Here is a 22,095-nt window from a genome sequence, read left to right on the forward strand (position 1 = left end):
CCATGAACGGCGCATCGCTTCGTCATCAGCAACCCGCTCCCGGCCGCAAGCCGGTGCCGCGTGGTGCCAGCCGAATGGTGGCTAAAGAGCCGATGTCGGCGCGCATGCCGAAAGCCAACTTTGGTTTTCTCAAGGCGCTGTTCTGGCCGGTGATCCTGGTGGCCCTGGGGTTTGGTACGTATGAAGGCGCCCAGCGCCTGCTGCCGTATGCCGACCGGCCGATCACCAAGATCAGCGTGCAGGGTGACTTGAGCTACATCAGCCAGCAAGCCGTGCAGCAGCGAATCGCCCCGTTTGTGGCGTCGAGCTTCTTCACCATCGACCTGGCAGGCATGCGCTCCGAGCTGGAACAGATGCCATGGATTGCCCACGCCGAAGTACGTCGCGTGTGGCCGGATCAAGTGACGATCCGCCTGGAAGAACAACTGCCCGTGGCCCGTTGGGGTGATGGTGCGCTGTTGAACAACCAGGGCCAGGCGTTTGCACCTCGCGAAGTGGCGAATTACGAGCACCTGCCGCAGTTGTTCGGACCGCAGCGGGCGCAGCAGCAAGTGATGCAGCAGTACCAGGCGTTGAGCCAGATGCTGCGGCCGTTGGGCTTCTCGATTGCGCGACTGGAATTGCGCGAGCGGGGCAGCTGGTTTTTGACCACGGGTGCAGGCAGTTCCGGCCCGGGCATCGAGTTGTTGCTGGGACGCGGCAACCTGGTGGAAAAGATGCGCCGTTTTATCGCCATCTATGAAAAGACCTTGAAAGAACAGATTACGAACATTGCGAGCATCGACCTGCGTTACGCCAACGGCCTTGCCGTCGGCTGGCGGGCCCCTGCGGCGCCCACGGCAGCGCAACCTGCTGTCGCGAAGAATTAAGAAGAGGCAGGACCCATGGCAAACGTGCAAAGCGGCAAAATGATCGTCGGTCTGGATATCGGCACCTCCAAGGTGGTGGCGCTGGTAGGCGAGGTCGCGGACGACGGCACGCTGGAAATCGTCGGAATCGGCACGCATCCGTCCCGGGGCCTGAAGAAGGGCGTGGTGGTGAATATTGAATCCACCGTGCAATCGATCCAGCGCGCCATCGAAGAAGCGCAGCTGATGGCCGGTTGCCGGATTCACTCGGCATTTGTCGGCGTTGCCGGCAACCACATCCGCAGCCTGAATTCCCACGGCATCGTGGCGATTCGCGACCGCGAAGTCAGCTCGGCCGACCTGGAGCGGGTACTCGACGCAGCGCAAGCCGTGGCGATCCCGGCTGACCAGCGCGTGCTGCACACCCTGCCGCAGGACTACGTGATCGATAACCAGGAAGGCGTTCGCGAGCCCCTGGGCATGTCGGGCGTACGTCTGGAAGCCAAGGTTCACGTGGTGACCTGCGCCGTCAACGCTGCACAGAACATTGAAAAATGCGTGCGCCGCTGCGGCCTGGAAATCGACGACATCATTCTCGAGCAGTTGGCTTCGGCTTACTCGGTACTGACCGACGACGAAAAAGAACTGGGCGTGTGCCTGGTGGACATCGGCGGCGGCACCACGGACATCGCGATCTTCACCGAGGGTGCGATTCGTCACACCGCCGTGATCCCGATTGCCGGTGACCAGGTGACCAACGACATCGCCATGGCGTTGCGCACACCGACCCAGTACGCCGAAGAAATCAAGATCCGTTACGCCTGCGCCCTGGCCAAGCTGGCCGGTGCCGGTGAAACCATCAAGGTGCCAAGCGTGGGCGACCGTCCACCGCGCGAACTGTCGCGCCAGGCATTGGCCGAAGTGGTCGAGCCGCGCTACGACGAACTGTTCACCCTGATCCAGGCTGAACTGCGTCGCAGCGGCTACGAAGATTTGATCCCGGCCGGCATCGTGCTGACCGGTGGCACCTCGAAGATGGAAGGCGCGGTCGAACTGGCCGAGGAAATCTTCCACATGCCGGTCCGCCTGGGCGTGCCCCATGGCGTGAAAGGCCTGGGCGACGTAGTGCGCAACCCGATTTATTCCACCGGTGTGGGCTTGCTGTTGTACGGGCTGCAAAAGCAGACCGACGGCATTTCCCTGTCGGGCCCGAGCAACCGCGACAGCTACAGAAGCGACGACGAAGCGAAAGCGCCGTTGTTCGAGCGGTTGCAGGCTTGGGTGAAAGGCAATTTCTAAAGATTTACCGCAACACCGTTTCAAGTAGTAGGCGAAAAAACTAGAGAAATGAAAGGAGAGGGAAAATGTTCGAACTCGTAGACAACATCCCCGCAAGCCCGGTCATCAAAGTGATCGGCGTCGGCGGTGGCGGCGGCAACGCTGTCAACCACATGGTCAAGAGCAACATTGAAGGCGTTGAATTCATCTGCGCCAACACTGACGCCCAGGCCCTCAAAAGCATCGGTGCACGCACCATCCTGCAATTGGGCACAGCCGTGACCAAGGGCCTGGGTGCCGGCGCGAATCCGGAAGTCGGCCGTCAAGCCGCCCTGGAAGACCGCGAGCGCATCGCTGAAGTGCTGCAAGGCACCAACATGGTGTTCATCACCACGGGCATGGGCGGTGGTACCGGTACCGGTGCTGCGCCGATCATTGCCGAAGTGGCCAAGGAAATGGGGATCCTGACGGTTGCCGTCGTGACCCGTCCATTCCCGTTCGAAGGTCGCAAGCGCATGCAGATCGCCGATGAAGGCATCCGTCTGCTGTCCGAAAGCGTCGACTCGTTGATCACCATTCCCAACGAGAAGCTGCTGACCATCCTCGGCAAGGACGCAAGCCTGCTGTCTGCGTTTGCCAAGGCTGACGATGTACTGGCCGGTGCCGTTCGCGGTATCTCCGACATCATCAAGCGTCCGGGCATGATCAACGTCGACTTTGCCGACGTACGTACCGTGATGAGCGAAATGGGCATGGCGATGATGGGCACTGGCTGCGCCAGCGGTCCGAACCGTGCACGTGAAGCTACCGAAGCGGCCATCCGCAACCCGTTGCTGGAAGACGTGAACCTGCAAGGCGCACGCGGCATCCTGGTGAACATCACCGCCGGTCCTGACCTGTCCCTGGGTGAGTACTCCGACGTGGGTAGCATCATCGAAGCCTTCGCTTCCGAGCACGCCATGGTCAAGGTCGGTACCGTTATCGATCCGGACATGCGCGACGAACTGCACGTGACCGTTGTTGCGACCGGCCTGGGTGCGAAAATCGAGAAGCCTGTAAAGGTCATCGACAACACCGTCCATACCAGCCACGCCAGCCAGCAAGCTGCCGCTCCAGCGCCTTCGCGCCAGGAACTGCCGTCTGTGAACTATCGTGACCTGGATCGTCCGACCGTGATGCGCAACCAGGCTCAGGCCGGTGCTGCTGCATCCCGCAGCCCGAATCCGCAAGATGACCTGGACTACCTGGACATCCCGGCTTTCCTGCGTCGTCAGGCCGATTAATGGAATGTATCAGGGCTATGAAGGTGATTGGTGTTCAGCAAAGGTCTGGTCTGCTATTATCGCCAGCCTTTGTTGATACCAGTTCGCAATTTGCGCTGAAGCGGTCCAAGCCATGATTAAACAACGCACCCTGAAGAATATTATCCGTGCCACAGGTGTAGGTCTGCACTCCGGGGAGAAGGTATACCTGACCCTCAAGCCCGCACCTGTCGACACCGGCATCGTGTTTGTTCGTGCCGACCTGGACCCTGTGGTGCAGATACCTGCTCGCGCGGAAAATGTTGGCGAAACCACGATGTCGACCACGTTGGTCAACGGTGACGTCAAAGTGGACACGGTGGAGCACTTGCTCTCGGCCATGGCCGGTCTGGGCATCGATAACGCCTACGTCGAGCTCTCCGCGTCCGAAGTCCCGATCATGGATGGCAGCGCCGGACCCTTCGTATTCTTGATTCAATCTGCCGGCCTGGAAGAACAGGACGCAGCCAAGAAGTTCATTCGCATTCTGCGGGAAGTGACAGTAGAAGACGGCGACAAGCGCGCCACCTTCGTCCCGTTCGAAGGCTTTAAAGTGAGCTTTGAGATCGATTTCGATCACCCGGTATTCCGTGACCGCACCCAAAGTGCAAGCGTGGATTTTTCCAGCACTTCGTTCGTAAAAGAAGTCAGCCGCGCCCGTACCTTTGGTTTCATGAGTGACATCGAGTACCTGCGCAAGCACAACCTCGCACTCGGCGGCAGCGTTGAAAACGCCATTGTGGTCGACGCGGATGGTGTACTGAACGAAGACGGCCTTCGCTATGAAGACGAATTCGTGAAGCACAAGATCCTCGATGCAATCGGTGACCTCTACCTGCTGGGCAATAGCCTGATAGGCGAGTTCAAAGGCTTCAAGTCTGGCCACGCCCTGAACAACCAACTGCTGCGCAAGCTGATTGCACAGACAGATGCCTGGGAAGTCGTGACCTTCGAAGATGCCAGCACCGCACCGATCTCTTACATGCGTCCCGTCGCGGCGGTGTAAGTAACAACTCTCTTTCCTTTTGTTTTTAAAGGCCGCCTTCGGGTGGCCTTTTTTTTGATCGTTCCCACGCTCTGCGTGGTAACGCCTCCTGTGACGCTCCGCGTCACGGCTTTAAAGCGCCGGCATCAACAACGCGGTTACGCCCGGTATGCTTGGCCTCATACAGCGCCTGATCGGCGTTGAGCAGTAATTCCTCCAGCGTGGTGCGGCTGTTTTTGGTCCAGGTACTGAGGCCGATGCTGACGGTAATCGGCACCGTATCCCCGCCCACTCGCGGCAGGTGTTCGACACTGCTGCGGATATGTTCAGCAATCACGCGTGCACCCTGGCTGTCGGTATGCGGCAGCACCACTGCAAATTCTTCCCCGCCATAGCGAGCAGCGAGGTCGGCCGGGCGGCGGATATTGCCCTCGATCACCTGCGCCACCGTGCGCAGTGCCTCGTCGCCACCTTGATGGCCATGTCGGTCGTTGAACGCCTTGAAGTGGTCCACGTCAATCATCAGCACCGTCAACGGCTCGGCCGAACGCTGGGCGCGGTCCCATTCCAGGCGCAGGCGCTGGTCCAGGGTGCGGCGGTTGGCCAGGCCGGTGAGCGCGTCGGTGGCTGCCAGTTCTGACAGCACCTGTTCGGCACGGTGGCGCCTGCGCAGTTCCATGCAGAGCATCCAGGTCAGCCACAAAAGGCCGATGCACAAAATCCCGGTAGCGCCGCTGATCACCAGTGCTGCGCGCTTCCAGGGGGCGAATATGTCATTCGTGGACAGCCCTACGACGACGATCAGCGGTAGATCGCCCACCGTTGAGAAGGTATACAGGCGGTGCTCCTCATCCACACTGGAGGTGCCGCGAAAGTTGCCGTCGCGCTCGTGCAATATGCGCGCGACGTTGGGCCGCTGGCTGAGGTCCTTGTCGATCATGTCCCGTTCCAGCAACGGCTGCTGGGCCAGCAGGATGCCTTGCCGGTTGATCAGGTTGATGGTGCTGTCGCTGCCGATATTCAGGCTGCGGAACAGTTGCTGAAAGTACGACAGGCGCATGGTGGCCACGGCCACGCCGAGGAATCGCCCATCCGGCCCGGAAACCCGGCGGCTGAATGCGATACGCCATTGGTCGTCACACACGCAGCGCGCCGTGAAGGGCCGGCTGATGAACAGGCCCAGGTCGGGATTCTGCCGATGGGCCTGGAAGTAATCGCGGTCGGCGAAGTTGGCGGATTTGGGCGTCTGCAGGGCTGAGTCGGCGATCACGTTGCCATCCTTGTCCAACAACAGGATGTCGCCTTTGTAGGGCGCCGCTTCCGAACGGTCGAACAGCACCAGGTGACGGATGCCGGCCGATACCCCAGCCAAATCAGTGCGTTCGGTGGCGGCGATCAGGCCTTTGATCGACAAGTCGTACAGCTCGACGTTGCGCAGCACGTCGGCGTCGATCAGTTGGGTGATGTTATTGGCCGTGCGCTGGGCCGCCTGCAACGTGTTGGCGTGTTCGCGAATCAGCAGCACCGCGACCACCAGCATGATCAGCAGCACCGTGACGCAACTGCCGATGATCAGCAGCAGCTCCGGGCGGTGGGTGGGGCGGGGCGGGCGGGTAGTGCCTGGGCTCATCGGGCGTACTTCTGCTTCGAGGATGCCCTTAGCGTAGTTGCTGATAACGGCTTATGTGGCCTGGCTGTGAACGATGCGGTTGCGCCCGGAATGCTTGGCGTCATACAGCGCCCGATCGGCACTCAGCAGCAGCTCTTCCAGCGAGCCACGGCTGCGTTTGTCCCAGGTACTGAGCCCGACGCTGACGGTGACCGACAGCGCGTCGCCGTCCGCCGGTGGCAAGTGCTCCACCGCACTGCGGATATGTTCGGCGATGGTGCTTGCGCCCTCGCCGTCGGTATCCGGCAGGATCACCGCGAACTCTTCACCGCCGTAGCGCGCGGCCAGGTCGGCGGGGCGACGAATATTGCTGCCGATGACCCGGACCACGTTGCGCAAGGCCTCATCGCCACCCTGGTGACCATGGCGGTCGTTGAAGGCCTTGAAGTGGTCGACATCAATCATCAGCAAGGCCAGTGGCTCGCCTGAGCGTTGCGCGCGCTCCCATTCCAGGCGCAGGCGCTGGTCGAGGGTGCGGCGGTTGGCCAGGCCGGTGAGGCCGTCGGTGGCCGCCAGTTCCGACAACACCTTCTCGGCGCGATAGCGGCGGCGCAGTTCCAGGCGCAGCATCCAGGTCAGCCACAACAGCCCCACACACAGTACGCCGGTGGCGCCACTGATCAGCAGGGCGGAGCGCTTCCAGGCGGCAAACACGTCATCGCTCGACAACGCCACCACCACAATCAGCGGCAGCGCGCCGACGCTGGTGAAGGTGTACAGCCGTTGCGCGCCACTGATGGCGGAGATGGCGCTGAAACTGCCGCTGCCTTCGCGCAGCATTCGCTTGAAGTTGGGCCGCGCGCTCAGGTCCTTGTTGATCATGTCTCTTTCGAGCAGCGGCTGCTGGGCCAACAGGATGCCGTCGTTATTCAGCAGGTTGATACTGCTGCCGCTGCCGATGGTCAGGCTATTGAACAGCTGGTCGAAATACGCCAGGCGCATGGTTGCCACCGCCACACCGGCAAACTCGCCATTGGGTCCGGGCACCCGGCGGCTGAAGGCGATGCGCCAGACTTGATCGCAGTCGCAACGAATCCTGAAGGGCCGACTGATGAACAGCCCGGCATCGGGGTTCTGCTGGTGCACCTGGAAATAATCGCGATTGGCGAAGTTGCGGGGTGTGGGCGCCAGCGTGGAAGAGTCGGCGGTGACCGCGCCGGTTTTGTCCAGTAGCAGGACTTCGCCTTTGAAAGGGGCGGCCGTGGACTGGTCGAACTGCACCATATGCAGGACTTCGGCGGAAACCTGGGGCAGGTCATCGCGAGTGGTTGCGGTGATCAGGCCGTTCAGCGCCAGGTCGTAGAGCTCGACGTTGCGCAGCACATCGGCATTGATCAGTTGGGTGATATTGCTGGTGGAACGCTTGGCTGCCTGCAAGGCGCTGGCGTGTTCGCGGATCAGCAGTACGGCAACGATGACCACGATCAGCACGACAGTAAGGCCACTGCCCAGAATCAGCAAAAGCTCCGGGCGTGCAGGCAGGGTGAAGGCGCGGCGTTGACTCATGGGACTGGCTTCGGCACTCAAGATGCTGGCAGTTTAGTTCCATGCTGTGAAAAATAAGTCGTCGCCGCTAAAAGAAAGCCTGAAGGTTAAAAAACGTCAATCGGATAGTCGACGATCACGCGGTACTCATCCACGTCCCGGTCCACTGCCGCGTAGCCATTGCCACCGCGATTGGTCGCCCATTGCAGGCGCACGGCCAGGTCCTTGGCCTTGCCGCCTTGCACCACGTACTTGAGGTCGATGTCCCGTTCCCAGTGCTTGGCGTTCTTGCCGTCGGCACTGTACCAGGATGAGTAAGCACGGCTGTCCGGATCGACCGTGGTCAGGTCGGTCTTGCCGCTGATATACGACACCGCCGAGGTCAGGCCCGGCAGGCCCAGCCCGACGAAGTCATAGGCGTACTTGAGCTTCCACGAGCGCTCGTTGGGGCCGTTGAAGTCGGAGTATTGCTGGGAGTTGTCCAGGTAGATGCTGTCGCCCTGGCTGATGTAGTCGAACGGCGTGTTGCCGTTGACCCGCTGGTAGGCGGCGGTAATGCTGTGATTGCCCACGCCCACGGTGAAATGCAGGCTGTAGGTGTTGTTGTCGATGTTGCCCAGCAAGGCTTTGCCGGTCTCCTGGGTGTGGTAGTAGTGCAGGCCCGGGTTCAGGCTGACCAGCTCGTTCAACTGCCAGGTGTAGTCCAGGTCGTAGTAGTACTGGTTCCAGATGTCCTTGAGTTCGGACGCGTACAGGTTGCTGGTCAGCCCCGGCACGCCGCTGAAGGACACGCCGGCCCAGTCCAGGTGGCGGCTGTCTTCGCCATTGGGCAATGCGCCGTAGCTGGTGCCGATGCGGCGACGGCCGCTCTGGTTGTAGAGCTTGGTGAAGCTGGCCTGGCCGCCCTCGAACATCCAGCCGTCCAGGCTGTGGTTGGTCAGGCTCACGCCGCGGAAGGTCTGGGGCAGCATGCGGGTCATGCCGCCGGCAATCACCGGGTTGTTGAGGAACAGGTCGCCGGCTTTCAGTTCGGTATCGAAGGCGCGCATTTTCAGGGTGGCGCCGGCGGTGGAGAACGAGCCGGGCGCTTTGCCGTTGCCGGAGCTTACCGGCAGGATGCTCGAGCCGTCGGTGCCGCCACCGCCGTCGAGCTTGAGGCCGAGCATGGCGTTGGCGTCCAGGCCGAAGCCGACGATGCCGGGGGTGTAGCCGGATTCGAAGATGCCGATGAAGCCCTGGCCCCATTCCTTGCTGTCATCGGTGTGAATGTCGCGACGGTCGCGGTTCATGTAGTAGTTGCGGGTGTTGATCTTGAAGCTGGAACCTTCGACGAAGCCGTCGGTGGCCGGGGTGTCTGCCGCGTGGGCAAGGGGAACGATCGTTGCAGCAATCGCGAGGAATAACGGGGTGAACGTCAGCGAGGTTTTCACCGGTGGAGCTCCTTTGGGTCAATCGAAACCGGCCAGTGTTGTTGGGGTTCCTGGCCTTTTTTCAGCGCAAAAAAAAGCCGCTGAACTCAGCGGCTTTAAGACAGATTCCCAGTGTAGAGCCCTGGAAATAAGTCGAGGGAAATCGGGGGAGAGCGGGTCGGTCTTAACCGCTACGCTCATCGATGCGACAAATTAGCGCAGGTGAGCGGTGCGATACAGAGTGTAACAAGATAATGACTGTTGCCCAAATCGCAACAGTCTGGCAGTGGGGTGTGAGGGGCGGCCTGACAAGCCCTACCCAAGAATGTTAGCGTGCTTGCCATTCCCACGTAGTCGATGAGCCCGCCTTCCATGAAAAAGACCGTCCTCGCCTTCAGCCGCGTCACCCCGGAAATGATCGAACGCCTGCAACAGGATTTCGATGTCATCGCCCCCAACCCCAAGCAGGGCGACATCAACGCTCAGTTCAACGAAGCCTTGCCCCATGCCCACGGCCTGATCGGCGTAGGCCGCAAACTGGGCCGCGCGCAACTGGAAGGTGCGAGCAAACTGGAAGTGGTTTCCAGCGTATCGGTGGGCTACGACAACTACGACCTGGCGTACTTCAATGAGCGCGGGATCATGCTCACCAACACCCCGGATGTGCTCACCGAAAGCACCGCCGACCTGGCCTTCGCCCTGCTGATGAGCAGCGCCCGCCGTGTCGCCGAACTGGACGCCTGGACCAAGGCCGGCCAGTGGAAAGCCAGCGTCGGCGCGCCGTTGTTTGGCTGTGACGTCCACGGCAAGACCCTGGGCATCGTCGGCATGGGCAACATCGGCGCGGCCGTCGCCCGTCGGGGTCGCCTGGGTTTCAATATGCCGATTCTGTACAGCGGCAACAGCCGCAAGACCGAACTGGAACAGGAACTCGGCGCGCAGTTTCGCAGCCTCGACCAGTTGCTGGCCGAAGCCGATTTCGTCTGCCTGGTGGTGCCACTGAGCGAGAAAACCCGCCACCTGATCAGCCATCGCGAGCTGGGCCTGATGAAATCCAGTGCGATCCTGGTGAACATCTCCCGTGGCCCGGTGGTGGATGAGCCGGCGCTGATCCAGGCCCTGCAAAACCAGACCATCCGTGGTGCCGGCCTGGATGTGTACGAGCAGGAGCCGCTGTCCGAGTCGCCGCTGTTCCAACTGAGCAATGCGGTGACCCTGCCGCACATCGGCTCGGCCACCAACGAGACCCGCGAAGCCATGGCCAACCGTGCCCTGGAAAACCTGCGCAGCGCCTTGCTGGGCGAGCGTCCGCAGGATCTGGTGAACCCGCAGGTGTGGAAGGGTTAAGTCCGGGCGATTTTCGCGGCCTAATGCGCTAAAGCATGGGCCGTGGGGGTCGATAACCTTCTATAGATCGTCATCCCTGATCCACAGAAGGTTTTTATGTCCACCACCAAAGCCCGCGCAGATTCACTCTCGCTTCTGCTCTTTACCTTGCGCAGCGGCAAGCTGATGGCGATCAACCTGCTGAAAGTCAGTGAAATCATTCCCTGCCCGCCGCTGACCAAGCTGCCGGAGTCGCACCCCCACGTCAAAGGCATCGCCACCTTGCGCGGCACCGCGTTGTCGGTGATCGACCTGAGCCGCGCCCTGGGGGAAATGCCCCTGCAAGACCCGGACGGCGGCTGCCTGATCGTCACCGATGTAAGCCGTTCCAAGCAGGGCCTGCATGTGCAGGCGGTAAGCAAGATCGTGCACTGCCTGACCACCGACATTCGCCCGCCGCCGTTTGGTTCCGGCGGTACGCGTTCGTTTATCACCGGGGTGACCCAGGTCGAAGGCGCCCTGGTGCAAGTGCTGGACATCGAGAAAGTCATCCACGGCATCGCCCCGGCACAGATCGAAGCGGCGCCCACCGACCTGACCATGGAAGAAGCCGAAGTGCTGGGCAACGCCCGAATCCTGGTGGTGGACGACAGCCAGGTAGCGCTGCAGCAATCGGTGCACACCCTGCGCAACCTCGGCCTCACCTGCCACACCGCCCGCAGCGCCAAGGAAGCCATTGACCGTTTGCTGGAGCTGCAAGGCACCGTCGAGCAAATCAACGTGGTGGTCTCGGACATCGAAATGTCCGAAATGGACGGCTACGCCTTCACCCGTACCCTGCGGGAAACCCCGGACTTCCAGGACCTCTATGTGCTGCTGCACACCTCCCTGGACAGTGCGATGAACAGCGAAAAAGCCCGCCTGGCCGGCGCCAATGCGGTACTCACCAAGTTTTCTTCGCCGGAACTGACCAAGTGCCTGGTGGTAGCCGCCCAGACCGTGGCGCAACAGGGCCTGTGACCGGTGGGTGAATATTTCCAGCTGCTGCGCCGCGACCTCACCGGCAGCCTGCCCGCCCCGCAATGGCCGGCGGATATCCAGCTGGATCATTACCGCGACGCCATGGCCCCGGCGATCCACGCGGTATTGAGCCTGGCCCAGGAACAAGGCGGCGGACGCGTCGGCTCCCTTGAGCACTGGCGCCAGCAGTTCGTTACCGATGCCGAGTTCGACCCAAACCTGTGCCTGGTGGCGAGTAACGCCAGCGGCATCCTGGGTGTGTCCCAATGCTGGACCAGCGCCTACATCAAGAACCTGGCCATTCACCCCTGTGCCCAGGGCATGGGGTTGGGCCGTGCGTTATTGCTGCACACCTTCCAGGTGTTCAAGCAACGCGGCGAAGCGTTTGTCGACCTCAAGGTGCTGGAGTCCAACTTGCGGGCACGGCAGCTGTATGAGCGCGCGGGCATGGTGTTTGTGCTTCGCGACCTTGTCCCCGAGGACTGACGGCGCTGGCGCATAACTTGCTTTGCACAGAGGCAGAACGGTGAACAGAGGCAAAAACCCGCCACCGTTCATGAGTGCCTTCTGACCTTGCCTGGTGACAGATCCTCCATGAATACCCATTTTTCCTGCGTCGGTTGCGGCAAATGCTGCACCGACCACCATGTGCCCTTGACCCTTGAAGAAGCCCGCAGCTGGGCGGCTGACGGCGGTAATGTCATCGTGCTGGTGGAAGGTTTCCTGGGCAGTGGCCTGGGGCTGCCCGAGTTGCAACGTGACCACGCGCAACGCCGTTCCGCCATCGTGCCCAGCGGCAATACCGAGGCGTATGTGGCAATCACCTTTGCCGCCTATAACGCCGGGCGCTGCCGGAATCTTGACGAAGACGACCGTTGCCGCATTTACGAGCGGCGGCCGTTGGTGTGCCGCATCTACCCCATGGAAATCAACCCGCACATCCCGTTGAACCCGGCCGCCAAGGACTGCCCGCCGGAATCCTGGGAGCAGGGGCCGGCGCTGATCGTGGGGGGCGAGTTGATGGACAAGGAGCTGGCCGAGTTGATCCGCCGCTCACGCCAGGCTGACCGCGATGATATCCAGGCCAAGGAAGCCGTGTGCGGGTTGCTGGGCATCCATACCACAGCGCTCAAGGGCGATGGGTTTACCGCGTACTTGCCCGACATGGGCCTGTTTGCCCAGGCGATCGAGTTGGCGACGCAAGAAGTCGTGCAGGCCAATGAGTGGGTGTTTCATGTGTCCGGGATGGACATTGCCGAGCAACTGCTGGATGCCGGCGCCCGGATTGCCACCGAGGTGCCGGCGAACTACGCCTTCATTTCATTGCGGGCGGCTTAAGTGCTAGCGCCGCTTGCCCCAGAATTCCTCCGCCAACCGCCGCAAGTCATCCGCCAGCCCCGCCACGTCCCCTGAGCTGAGCTGGCTCTGCTGGCCAGCGTTGACCGTCACTTCCCCGGCATTGCGAATGCCGATGATGTTGCGGTTGATGTCCTCGCTCACCGCACTCTGTTCTTCCACCGCCGCCGCGATCTGCTGGCTCATGGCGGTAATCCGGGTCACTCGCTGGCTGATCCCGTCCAGTGCGGCAGCGGCGCGCTGGGCCTGATCGACGCTGGCCTCCACATGCTGGCTGCTTTGCGCCATCGCCTGCACCGCATCCCGGGCGCCGCCTTGCAGGGTGCTGATCATGCGCTGGATCTCATTGGTCGAATCCTGCGTACGCTGGGCCAGGCCTCGTACCTCATCGGCCACCACGGCAAACCCGCGTCCTTGCTCCCCGGCCCGCGCTGCTTCGATGGCGGCATTCAGCGCCAGCAGGTTGGTCTGTTCGGCAATCGCCCGGATCACTTCCAGCACCCCGGAAATATCGCCGCTGTGGCTTTCCAGTTGATGGATCACGTCGGTGGCCCGCGCCAGTTCCTCGGACAAACGCAGCACCGCGTCGCGGCTTTCATCCACCCGTTGATGGCCCTCGCGGGTTTCGCTGCCGGCCTGGTCTGCGGCCCTGGACGCCTGCAGCGCGTGCTCGGCGACTTGCGCCACGCTGGCGGCCATTTGATTGATCGCGGCGGCGACCTGATCCGTCTGGGTCTGCTGGCCGAGGCTGCTGGTGTGGCTGCTGTCCAGTTGTTGCACCAGCGCCGCGGCATGGCCGGACAGACGTTGCGACGCATCGCCAATCCGGCCGACCACTGCGCCCACCTGGGCCTCCAGCATCTGCATGGCAAACTCGATGCGTCCGAACTCGTCCTTGCGCCCGGTGTAGATCGCCTGGCTCAGCGGGTTATCGGCAATCAGCCGTGCCCGCTGGTTCAACTGTGCCAGGGGCCGTAACAAGCCATGCACACCCGCTACCCCCACGGCGCAGGCCGCCGTTCCCGCCAGCAGTTGCCAGGTCAGCGGATAAGTCGCCAGCCCAAGGCCCAATGCCCAGGTTGCGGCGCAAGCCCCCAGGACCCATGCCGACAGCTTGAAGGTCATGCCCACCACGGGCCGTGCTCGACGAGTGCCGGCACGCAGGCGGGCATAGGCCCGTTCGGCCCGATGCACCCGCCGTGCATCGGGCTTGGTGCGCACCGATTGATACTCCACCGTCACGCCGTCCCGGGTGACCGGCGTGGCATAGGCACTGACCCAATAGTGATCGCCGTTCTTGCAGCGATTTTTCACCATACCCATCCACGAGCGACCGCTTTTCAATACCTGCCACATGTGCGCAAACGCCGCGGCCGGCATGTCCGGGTGACGCAGCAGGTTGTGCGGCGTGCCCAGCAGCTCCTCGCGGGTGTAGCCGCTGATATCGATGAAGTCCTGGTTGGCGTAGGTAATTGCGCTGGTCAGGTCGGTGGTCGAGAGGATATTGGCGTCGGGGGCAAAATCCACATTTCGACCGGTGACCGGCAGATTGATCTTCATGGAAAAGCGCGCTCGTGATTGTTGGAGGAGTCGGCAGGGCGTCGACTCTAAGCGCACCGGTTGGGCAAATACTGATCCAGCTCATGTTCCGCGCAATTAATTGGCCATTACGGTCTGGAGAGCGGCGCGTCCAGGCGGTAGGGCTCGATGATGCGTTGGTATTCGCCGCTCTGTTTCAGTTGCTCGAGGGCGTGATTGAGGGCGCTGCGCAAGGCGGTGTCGGGCTTGCGCAGTGCGATCGCCACGCCGTTACCCAGCAGTTCGGTGGAGACGTGAGGGCCGAGGAAGTCGAAAACCTGACCATCAGCGGTGTCGAGCAGCGCCTCACGGATTTCCACGGTGCCTTGCAATGTTGCATCGATGTCGCCTGCCAGCAGGCTGCGGATCAGCTCGTCATTGCGCCAGAATGCCTTGACGATGACCCCCTTGGGCGCCCATTTCGACAGGGCGAAGGCTTCGCGGTTGCTGCCCACCAGAACGCCCACGCGCTTGCCCTTCAGTGACCGTGGGGTCGGCTTCAACCCCGATGTCTTGCGGGCCACCAGGCGCGTGGTGATCGGATAAAGGTTATCGGTGAAATTCACCCGCTGGCGCCGTTTCAGTGTAGGGGCCATGCCCATGATCGCGTCGAATTGCCTGGCCTCAAGGGCGGGGAAGTTTTCCACAAGGACCTGGTCGACCCAGGTACACCGCACATTGAGCTGTATGCACAGGGCATTGCCCAGCTCGATGTTCAGCCCTGCAAGCTGGCCATGTTGATTGCGGCTTTGGAAAGGTGGAAATTGCGCAGCAACGGCGAAACGAATTTCATGCCGTGGTTGACCGCTGGCCGCAGTGGTGGAGAAAACGCTGGCCATCAGCGACAACAACAGCACGACACAGGTGCGTATCAGAAACACAGGGGACGTCCTTTTCCAGAAAACCAGCTTTACCACGTCCAGCCCCGAGCGAAAGAGTCGGGGCAAGCGGGTGTCATGCAAGCTTTCAAGAATTGGCCGCAGGCCTACAAGGCGAAACGTCAGTAACTGTTGTAGGCATAAATCTCCATTACGGAGGATTTATTACCGGTCAGCGCTTGCCCATCGAGCGACGGGTGCCGGGAGGCGCCATGCCCGGGCTCTTGGTGTGGCCGTTCTTGGCGCCGTTTTTGTACCACGGCTGGCTGGCGTTTTTTGCCCCGGCCAGTTCGCCCGGCTTGAACGGAAACTTGAACGCCGGGATCTCGGCCTTGGTTTCGCCTTCGACGCTGTCAGGGTTGGCCTGTTGGTCGATGTCGACCGCTTCAACAGCGGGTTGTGTCGGGGAATTCATGGAAGCTCCGGGGAGTACTGAAAATGACGCGGGCCCGACTTGCAGGCCACACCGCCGCGCAGTATACCTGCGCGCCTCGGATCTTTAACCACTGCTCGTACGAATGGTCGGACTTTACTGACGGCGCTGTCAGTTAGCAGTCACTTTGCTGACCCGATTGGCGGGCTATAAAGAACCTTCATTCTTCCGATCCTTTGCCCTGGCGCCTCACCCCATGCACATTCAACGAAAACCTGCCTTGATCGTGGGCGTCCTTGTGGTACTGGCCGTGGTTGCCTGGGTGGTGACTCGCCCGGCCAAGACCAAACTGACCGCATCGTCGGCGATCCCGGTGCGGGTGATCAGCGTCAAACAGCAGGACATCCCGCGGTTTGTCAGCGGCATCGGCTCGGTGCTGTCGTTGCACAGTGTGGTGATTCGCCCGCAGATCGACGGCATCCTTACCAAATTGCTGGTCAAGGAAGGTCAACTGGTGAAGGCCGGCGACCTGCTGGCGACCATTGATGACCGCTCGATCCGCGCCAGCCTGGACCAGGCCAAGGCGCAACTCGGGGAAAGCCAGGCGCAACTGCAAGTCGCGCTGGTCAACCTCAAGCGCTACAAGGAACTGAGCATCGACGACGGCGTGTCCAAGCAGACCTATGACCAGCAACAAGCCCTGGTCAACCAGCTCAAGGCCACGGCCCAAGGCAACCAGGCCGCGATTGATTCGGCCCAGGTGCAACTTTCGTACACCCAGATTCGCTCGCCGGTTACCGGTCGCGTCGGGATTCGCACAGTGGATGAAGGCAACTTCCTGCGCATGAGCGACACCCAGGGCCTGTTCTCCGTGACCCAGATCGACCCGATTGCCGTCGAGTTCTCCCTGCCGCAACAGATGCTGCCGACCCTGCAAGGCCTGATCGCCGCGCAACTGCCCGCCGACGTCAACGCCTACATGGGCGCCGACACCGACGGCCAGACCGGCGACCTGCTGGGGGAGGGCCGCCTGAGCCTGATCGACAACCAGATCAGCGGCACCACCGGCACCATTCGCGCCAAGGCCGAGTTCAGCAACGGCGCACAGAAACTCTGGCCGGGGCAGTTGGTGACGATCCGCATCCAGACCGCCCTGCACAAGAATGCCCTGGTGGTGCCGCCCACGGTGGTGCAACGCGGCCTGGATTCGCACTTCGTGTACCGGCTCAAGGGGGACAAGGTAGAGGTGGTGCCGGTGCAGGTGCTGTACCAGAACAGCGACATGAACATTCTCCAGGGTGTGCAGGCCGGCGATGTGCTGGTCAGCGACGGCCAGTCACGGCTCAAGGCGGGCGCCCAGGTCGATGTGCTCAAGGAGCCGCCGCAGGTGATCCAGACCGTTGATGCCAAGGTGCAGCCATGAGTGGCAGTCGTTCGCCGTCGGCCTGGTGCGTCGACCACCCGGTCGCCACCTTGCTGCTGACCTTTGCCCTGGTGCTGCTCGGGATGATTGCCTTCCCACGCCTGGCCATCGCCCCACTGCCGGAAGCGGAATTTCCGACGATCCAGGTCAGCGCCACGCTGCCCGGCGCCAGCCCGGACACCATGGCCTCATCCGTGGCAACGCCGCTGGAGGTGCAATTCAGCGCCATCCCCGGCATGACCCAGATGACCTCCAGCAGTGCCTTGGGCTCCAGCCTGCTGACCCTGCAATTCACCCTCACCAAGAGCATCGACACCGCCGCCCAGGAAGTGCAGGCGGCGATCAATACCGCGTCCGGCAAACTGCCCAGCGACATGCCGAGCCTGCCGACCTGGAAGAAGGTCAACCCGGCGGACAGCCCGGTGCTGATCCTCAGCGTCAGCTCCGACAGCATGCCCAGCACCGAGCTGAGCGACTACGTGGAAACCCTGCTGGCCCGGCAGATCAGCCAGATCGACGGGGTCGGCCAGATCAACATTACCGGCCAGCAACGCCCGGCCATCCGGGTGCAGGCGTCGGCCGATAAACTCGCGGCCATCGGCCTGACCCTGGCGGACGTGCGCCTGGCGATCCAGCAATCGAGCCTGAACCTGGCCAAGGGCGCGATCTACGGCGAGAACAGCGTGTCGACCCTCTCGACCAACGACCAGTTGTTCCACCCCGAGGATTACGCCCAACTGATCGTGTCCTACAAGGACGGGGCACCGGTACAACTGCGGGATATCGCCAAAGTCATCAACGGCTCGGAAAACGCCTACGTGCAGGCCTGGTCCGGCGACACCCCAGGGGTCAACCTGGTGATCTCCCGCCAGCCCGGCGCGAACATCGTCGAGACCGTGGACCGCATTCAAGCCGAGCTGCCACGCCTGCAAGCCATGCTGCCGGCCTCGGTGCAGGTCAGCGTGTTGACCGACCGCACCAAGACCATCCGCGCGTCCCTGCATGAAGTGGAAGTGACCCTGCTGATCGCCATCCTGCTGGTGGTGGCAGTGATGGCGCTGTTCCTGCGCCAGTTGTCGGCCACGTTGATCGTGTCCAGCGTGCTCGGCGTGTCGCTGGTCGCCAGTTTTGCCCTGATGTACCTGATGGGCTTCAGCCTGAACAACCTGACCCTGGTGGCAATCGTGATCGCCGTGGGGTTTGTGGTGGACGATGCGATCGTGGTGGTGGAGAACATTCACCGCCACCTGGAAGCGGGTCTCGACAAACGCGAAGCCGCGATCAAGGGCGCGGGTGAAATCGGTTTTACCGTGGTCTCCATCAGCTTCTCGCTGGTGGCGGCGTTTATCCCGCTGTTGTTCATGGGCGGTGTCGTGGGGCGGTTGTTCAAGGAGTTTGCCTTGACAGCCACCTCGACCATCCTGATTTCGGTGGTGGTCTCGCTGACCCTGGCGCCGACCCTGGCCGCGTTGTTCATGCGCGCACCAACCCATCATGCCCACGACAAACCCGGTTTCAGCGAACGCCTGCTGGCCGGCTATGCGCGCAATCTGCGCCGCGCCCTGGCCCATCAACGCACCATGGCCGCGATCTTCATGGTGACCCTGGCCCTGGCCGTGGTCGGCTACGTGTTTATCCCCAAGGGTTTCTTTCCGGTACAAGACACCGGCTTCGTCCTCGGCACCAGCGAAGCGGCGGCCGACGTGTCGTTCCCGGACATGGTCGCCAAGCACAAGGCAATCGCCGAGATCGTCAAGGATGACCCGGCGGTGGAAGCGTTCTCCCATTCGGTGGGCGTGACCGGCAGCAACCAGACCATCGCCAACGGCCGGTTCTGGATTGCCTTGAAAGATCGCGGGGATCGTGACGTGTCGGCCAGCCAGTTTATCGACCGGATCCGCCCGAAACTGGCGAAAGTGCCGGGCATCGTCCTGTACCTGCGGGCCGGCCAGGACATCAACTTGAGCTCCGGCCCCAGCCGCGCCCAGTACCAGTACGTGCTCAAGAGCAATGACGGCCCGACCCTGAATACCTGGACCCAGCGCCTCACCGAAAAACTGCGGGCCAACCCGGCGTTCCGCGACCTGTCCAACGACTTGCAGCTGGGCGGCAGCATCACCCACATCAGCATCGACCGTCAGGCCGCCGCGCGGTTTGGCCTCACCGCCACCGATGTGGACCAGGCGCTGTACGACGCCTTCGGCCAGCGCCAGATCAACGAATTCCAGACCGAGATCAACCAGTACCAGGTGGTGCTGGAACTGGACACCCAGCAACGCGGCAAGGCCGAAAGCCTGAACTACTTCTACCTGCGCTCGCCGTTGACCAACGAGATGGTGCCGCTGTCGGCGGTGGCCAAGGTCGACCCGCCCACCGTCGGGCCCTTGTCCATCAGCCATGACGGCATGTTCCCGGCGGCCAACCTCTCGTTCAACCTGGCACCCGGCGTCGCGTTGGGCGATGCGGTGATCCTGCTCAACCAGGCGAAGAATGAAATCGGCATGCCGACCACCATCATCGGCAACTTCCAGGGCGCGGCCCAGGCGTTCCAGAGTTCATTGGCCAGCCAGCCCTGGCTGATCCTCGCGGCACTGGTGGCGGTCTACATTATCCTGGGTGTGCTGTACGAAAGCTTCGTGCACCCGCTGACGATCATCTCCACCTTGCCGTCGGCGGGGTTGGGGGCGCTGATCATGTTGTCACTGATGGGCCAGGACTTTTCGATCATGGCGTTGATCGGCCTGGTGCTGTTGATCGGGATCGTGAAGAAGAACGGTATCCTGATGATCGACTTCGCCCTGGACGCCCAGCGCGTACGCGGCCTGCCGCCCGAGGAAGCGATTTATGAGGCGTGTGTCACGCGGTTCCGGCCGATCATCATGACCACCCTGGCCGCCCTGCTGGGTGCGGTGCCGCTGATGCTGGGCTCCGGCCCCGGCGCGGAAATGCGCCAGCCGCTGGGTATCGCGGTGGTGGGCGGGTTGCTGGTGAGCCAGGCGCTGACGCTGTTCACCACACCGGTCATATACTTGTACCTCGAGAAGTTTTTCCACAGACCCAAACCAGCTCCCCAGCTGGCAATCACACACTGAGGCTGAGGCCCCGTCCTGGAACAAAAGGCTCATGCGTGTACTGATTATTGAAGACGAAGAAAAAACCGCCGACTACCTGCACCGCGGCCTGACGGAGCAAGGCTATACCGTCGACGTCGCCCGTGAAGGCGTCGAAGGGTTGCACCTGGCCCTGGAGAACGATTACGCGGTCATCGTGCTCGACGTGATGCTGCCCGGCCTGGATGGCTTTGGTGTTTTGCGCGCGCTGCGGGCGCGCAAGCAGACGCCGGTGATCATGCTCACCGCCCGCGAGCGCGTGGAAGACCGTATTCGCGGCCTGCGCGAAGGCGCGGATGATTACCTCGGCAAGCCGTTCTCGTTCCTCGAACTGGTGGCGCGCCTGCAAGCCCTTACCCGTCGCAGTGGCGGGCATGAGCCGGTGCAGGTGACCATCGCCGACCTGTGGATCGACCTGATCAGCCGCAAGGCCAGTCGCAACGGCGTTCGCCTGGACCTGACCGCCAAGGAGTTCTCGCTGCTCAGCGTATTGGCCCGGCGCCAGGGTGAAATCCTGTCCAAGACCTCGATTGCGGAAATGGTCTGGGACATCAATTTCGACAGTGACGCCAATGTGGTGGAAGTAGCGATCAAACGCCTGCGGGCCAAGCTCGACGGGCCGTTCGAACAGAAACTGCTGCACACCATCCGTGGCATGGGTTACGTGCTGGAGAACCGCAGTGTCGGCTAACTCCATCGCCCTGCGCCTGAGCGGCATGTTCACCCTGGTGGCGCTGCTGATCTTCCTGTTGATCGGCGGCGCGCTGTACCAGCAGGTGGACAAAGGCCTGGGCCTGCTGCCCGGGGCCGAGCTGGATGCGCGCTACAGCGTGCTGGAGTCTTCGGTCAATCGCTTCGGTACGCCGGACCATTGGGCGAAGATCACCGCCAAGCTCAAGTTGTTGGGAGAGGAAGACAAGCGCATTCGCTTCTGGGTGGTGAGCAGCGACCCGACCTACGAATACGGCAACCCGGACGCGCAGATTCGCGCCTTCGCCGCCGGCCCGACCGGCAAGCGCGACTTGCGCCTGCCGGGCCATGCCTACCCGTTCAAAGTATTGGTCAGCCAGTTTCCAGCCAAGGAGCAGCGCCCGCCGCTGCGTTTCCTGATCGCGGTCGACACCGAGAACTTCCGCGCCACCCAGCATCAACTGCTGGTGGCGCTGATCGGCCTGGCGTTTGTCGGCGTGCTGCTGGCCTCGCTGCTGGGGTTCTGGGTGGCGCGCATCGGTCTCAAGCCGCTGATCAAGCTGTCGGACGAGGCGCAGAAACTTGCACCGCCGAAACTCTCCGGGCGCCTGCAATTGTCGCCATTGCCGCCGGAGCTGAAGCAGTTCGTCAACTCCTTCAACTCGACCCTCGACCGGGTGGAGCAGGCCTATTCGCGCCTGGAGTCATTCAACGCCGATGTGGCCCATGAGCTGCGCTCGCCGCTGACCAACCTGATCGGCCAGACCCAGGTGGCGCTGACCCGTGGGCGTTCGGCCGAGCATTATTTCGAGGTGCTGCAATCGAACCTCGAAGAGCTGGAACGGCTGCGCTCGATCATCAATGACATGCTGTTCCTGGCCAGTGCCGACCAGGGCAGCAAGGCCACCAAACTGATCACCAGTTCGCTGGCGGATGAAGTGGCGACCACCCTGGATTACCTGGACTTTATCCTCGAGGACGCCCAGGTGCAGGTGCGTGTGACCGGCGATGCCCAGGTGCAGATCGAGAAGGCGCACTTGCGCCGGGCGTTGATCAACCTGTTGAGCAATGCGGTGCAGCATACGGCGCCTGGCCAGGTGATCGAGGTGAAGATCGAAGTGCTGGAGGACCACGTGGCGATCGGGGTGACCAACCCGGGCGATGAGATTGCCAGCGAGCATCTGCCCCGGTTGTTCGAGCGGTTCTATCGGGTGGACGCGTCCCGCAGCAATAGTGGGGCGAATCACGGGTTGGGACTGGCGATCGTCAAGGCGATCGCGCTGATGCACGGCGGAGATGTGTTTGTGCGCAGCGAGGGCGGCGGCAACACCTTTGGCATTACGCTGCCGGTGTAGCGGCTGCCCCC

18 protein-coding genes and 1 pseudogene are annotated in these 22,095 nt (G+C 62.2%); 12 read left to right on the top strand and 7 right to left on the bottom strand.

The window, feature by feature from the left end:
• The first annotated feature begins 2 nt into the window (after positions 1–2).
• From HX811_RS01020 to lpxC, 4 genes are all read left to right on the top strand, one after another.
• Entirely contained in the window at positions 3–869 is an 867-nt protein-coding gene (locus HX811_RS01020) for a cell division protein FtsQ/DivIB (protein ID WP_023659197.1), read from the top strand.
• 15 nt (positions 870–884) lie between these two features.
• Positions 885–2,147 carry a cell division protein FtsA gene (gene ftsA, locus HX811_RS01025; protein ID WP_003216224.1) on the top strand — a complete coding sequence of 421 codons (1,263 nt, stop codon included), beginning with the start codon at positions 885–887 and terminating at the stop codon, positions 2,145–2,147.
• 65 nt (positions 2,148–2,212) lie between these two features.
• A complete protein-coding gene (gene ftsZ / locus HX811_RS01030; protein ID WP_003216225.1) occupies positions 2,213–3,409 on the top strand; it encodes a cell division protein FtsZ in 1,197 nt (398 codons plus the stop codon).
• A gap of 112 nt (positions 3,410–3,521) precedes the next feature.
• Positions 3,522–4,433, top strand: a complete 912-nt coding sequence (gene lpxC, locus HX811_RS01035; RefSeq protein ID WP_003216227.1) for a UDP-3-O-acyl-N-acetylglucosamine deacetylase — start codon at positions 3,522–3,524, stop codon at positions 4,431–4,433.
• 103 nt (positions 4,434–4,536) lie between these two features.
• Here lpxC and HX811_RS01040 read toward each other — a convergent pair whose 3' ends face one another.
• The 3 genes from HX811_RS01040 to HX811_RS01050 form a co-directional block, all read right to left on the bottom strand.
• Positions 4,537–6,042, bottom strand: a complete 1,506-nt coding sequence (locus HX811_RS01040) for a diguanylate cyclase (protein WP_003216229.1) — start codon at positions 6,040–6,042, stop codon at positions 4,537–4,539.
• A 51-nt stretch (positions 6,043–6,093) separates the two neighbouring features.
• Positions 6,094–7,587, bottom strand: a complete 1,494-nt coding sequence (locus HX811_RS01045; protein WP_177044385.1) for a sensor domain-containing diguanylate cyclase — start codon at positions 7,585–7,587, stop codon at positions 6,094–6,096.
• An 86-nt stretch (positions 7,588–7,673) separates the two neighbouring features.
• Positions 7,674–8,996, bottom strand: coding sequence for an OprD family porin (locus HX811_RS01050; RefSeq protein WP_177044387.1), 1,323 nt, complete (start codon positions 8,994–8,996; stop codon positions 7,674–7,676).
• A gap of 351 nt (positions 8,997–9,347) precedes the next feature.
• Between HX811_RS01050 and HX811_RS01055 the strand changes: the two genes are divergently transcribed.
• The 4 genes from HX811_RS01055 to HX811_RS01070 all read left to right on the top strand — a co-directional run bounded on the left by HX811_RS01055 (position 9,348) and on the right by HX811_RS01070 (position 12,659).
• Entirely contained in the window at positions 9,348–10,322 is a 975-nt protein-coding gene (locus tag HX811_RS01055; protein ID WP_003216236.1) for a D-glycerate dehydrogenase, read from the top strand.
• Positions 10,323–10,418: 96 nt separating this feature from the next.
• Positions 10,419–11,321, top strand: coding sequence for a chemotaxis protein CheV (locus HX811_RS01060; protein ID WP_102369883.1), 903 nt, complete (start codon positions 10,419–10,421; stop codon positions 11,319–11,321).
• 3 nt (positions 11,322–11,324) lie between these two features.
• Positions 11,325–11,807, top strand: a complete 483-nt coding sequence (locus HX811_RS01065) for an N-acetyltransferase (protein ID WP_177044389.1) — start codon at positions 11,325–11,327, stop codon at positions 11,805–11,807.
• A 108-nt stretch (positions 11,808–11,915) separates the two neighbouring features.
• Positions 11,916–12,659 (top strand): YkgJ family cysteine cluster protein, encoded by a 744-nt coding sequence (locus HX811_RS01070; RefSeq protein WP_003216242.1) that lies wholly within the window; start codon positions 11,916–11,918, stop codon positions 12,657–12,659.
• A gap of 3 nt (positions 12,660–12,662) precedes the next feature.
• Here HX811_RS01070 and HX811_RS01075 read toward each other — a convergent pair whose 3' ends face one another.
• From HX811_RS01075 to HX811_RS01085, 4 genes and pseudogenes are all read right to left on the bottom strand, one after another.
• The gene (locus tag HX811_RS01075; RefSeq protein WP_371132337.1) at positions 12,663–13,709 is read right to left on the bottom strand and encodes a methyl-accepting chemotaxis protein; all 1,047 of its coding nucleotides are present in this window, start codon (positions 13,707–13,709) and stop codon (positions 12,663–12,665) included.
• A gap of 246 nt (positions 13,710–13,955) precedes the next feature.
• Positions 13,956–14,237 (bottom strand): annotated as a pseudogene (locus HX811_RS32165) (PAS domain-containing protein); the annotation flags it as partial.
• A gap of 107 nt (positions 14,238–14,344) precedes the next feature.
• Positions 14,345–15,136, bottom strand: a complete 792-nt coding sequence (locus HX811_RS01080) for a transporter substrate-binding domain-containing protein (RefSeq protein WP_177044393.1) — start codon at positions 15,134–15,136, stop codon at positions 14,345–14,347.
• A 169-nt stretch (positions 15,137–15,305) separates the two neighbouring features.
• Positions 15,306–15,548: a hypothetical protein gene (locus HX811_RS01085; RefSeq protein ID WP_003216247.1), complete on the bottom strand. Its 243-nt coding sequence runs from the start codon at positions 15,546–15,548 to the stop codon at positions 15,306–15,308.
• 214 nt (positions 15,549–15,762) lie between these two features.
• Between HX811_RS01085 and HX811_RS01090 the strand changes: the two genes are divergently transcribed.
• The 4 genes from HX811_RS01090 to HX811_RS01105 are packed head-to-tail and all read left to right on the top strand — an operon-like array spanning position 15,763 to position 22,084.
• Positions 15,763–16,929, top strand: a complete 1,167-nt coding sequence (locus HX811_RS01090; protein WP_003216249.1) for an efflux RND transporter periplasmic adaptor subunit — start codon at positions 15,763–15,765, stop codon at positions 16,927–16,929.
• Positions 16,926–20,021, top strand: coding sequence for a multidrug efflux RND transporter permease subunit (locus tag HX811_RS01095; protein ID WP_008434191.1), 3,096 nt, complete (start codon positions 16,926–16,928; stop codon positions 20,019–20,021). The genes HX811_RS01090 and HX811_RS01095 overlap by 4 nt, the downstream gene beginning before the upstream one ends.
• Before the next feature lie 31 nt (positions 20,022–20,052).
• Complete coding sequence (locus HX811_RS01100) at positions 20,053–20,730, top strand: heavy metal response regulator transcription factor (RefSeq protein WP_003216255.1); 678 nt, start codon at positions 20,053–20,055, stop codon at positions 20,728–20,730.
• Positions 20,720–22,084, top strand: coding sequence for a heavy metal sensor histidine kinase (locus tag HX811_RS01105; protein WP_003216256.1), 1,365 nt, complete (start codon positions 20,720–20,722; stop codon positions 22,082–22,084). The genes HX811_RS01100 and HX811_RS01105 overlap by 11 nt, the downstream gene beginning before the upstream one ends.
• Positions 22,085–22,095: the final 11 nt, after the last annotated feature.

It is taken from the genome of Pseudomonas sp. F8002 (genome assembly GCF_013385495.1).
GTDB lineage: Bacteria > Pseudomonadota > Gammaproteobacteria > Pseudomonadales > Pseudomonadaceae > Aquipseudomonas.

Excerpts from the sequence above, each read along its gene's own strand:
- HX811_RS01040 (WP_003216229.1), bottom strand. The coding sequence starts at position 6,042 with ATGAGCCCAGGCACTACCCGCCCGCCCCGCCCCACCCACCGCCCGGAG.
- HX811_RS01060 (WP_102369883.1), top strand. The coding sequence starts at position 10,419 with ATGTCCACCACCAAAGCCCGCGCAGATTCACTCTCGCTTCTGCTCTTT.
- HX811_RS01085 (WP_003216247.1), bottom strand. The coding sequence starts at position 15,548 with ATGAATTCCCCGACACAACCCGCTGTTGAAGCGGTCGACATCGACCAA.
- HX811_RS01095 (WP_008434191.1), top strand. The coding sequence starts at position 16,926 with ATGAGTGGCAGTCGTTCGCCGTCGGCCTGGTGCGTCGACCACCCGGTC.
- HX811_RS01045 (WP_177044385.1), bottom strand. The coding sequence starts at position 7,587 with ATGAGTCAACGCCGCGCCTTCACCCTGCCTGCACGCCCGGAGCTTTTG.
- HX811_RS01090 (WP_003216249.1), top strand. The coding sequence starts at position 15,763 with ATGCACATTCAACGAAAACCTGCCTTGATCGTGGGCGTCCTTGTGGTA.
- ftsZ (WP_003216225.1), top strand. The coding sequence starts at position 2,213 with ATGTTCGAACTCGTAGACAACATCCCCGCAAGCCCGGTCATCAAAGTG.
- HX811_RS01100 (WP_003216255.1), top strand. The coding sequence starts at position 20,053 with ATGCGTGTACTGATTATTGAAGACGAAGAAAAAACCGCCGACTACCTG.
- HX811_RS01055 (WP_003216236.1), top strand. The coding sequence starts at position 9,348 with ATGAAAAAGACCGTCCTCGCCTTCAGCCGCGTCACCCCGGAAATGATC.
- ftsA (WP_003216224.1), top strand. The coding sequence starts at position 885 with ATGGCAAACGTGCAAAGCGGCAAAATGATCGTCGGTCTGGATATCGGC.
- HX811_RS01070 (WP_003216242.1), top strand. The coding sequence starts at position 11,916 with ATGAATACCCATTTTTCCTGCGTCGGTTGCGGCAAATGCTGCACCGAC.
- lpxC (WP_003216227.1), top strand. The coding sequence starts at position 3,522 with ATGATTAAACAACGCACCCTGAAGAATATTATCCGTGCCACAGGTGTA.
- HX811_RS01020 (WP_023659197.1), top strand. The coding sequence starts at position 3 with ATGAACGGCGCATCGCTTCGTCATCAGCAACCCGCTCCCGGCCGCAAG.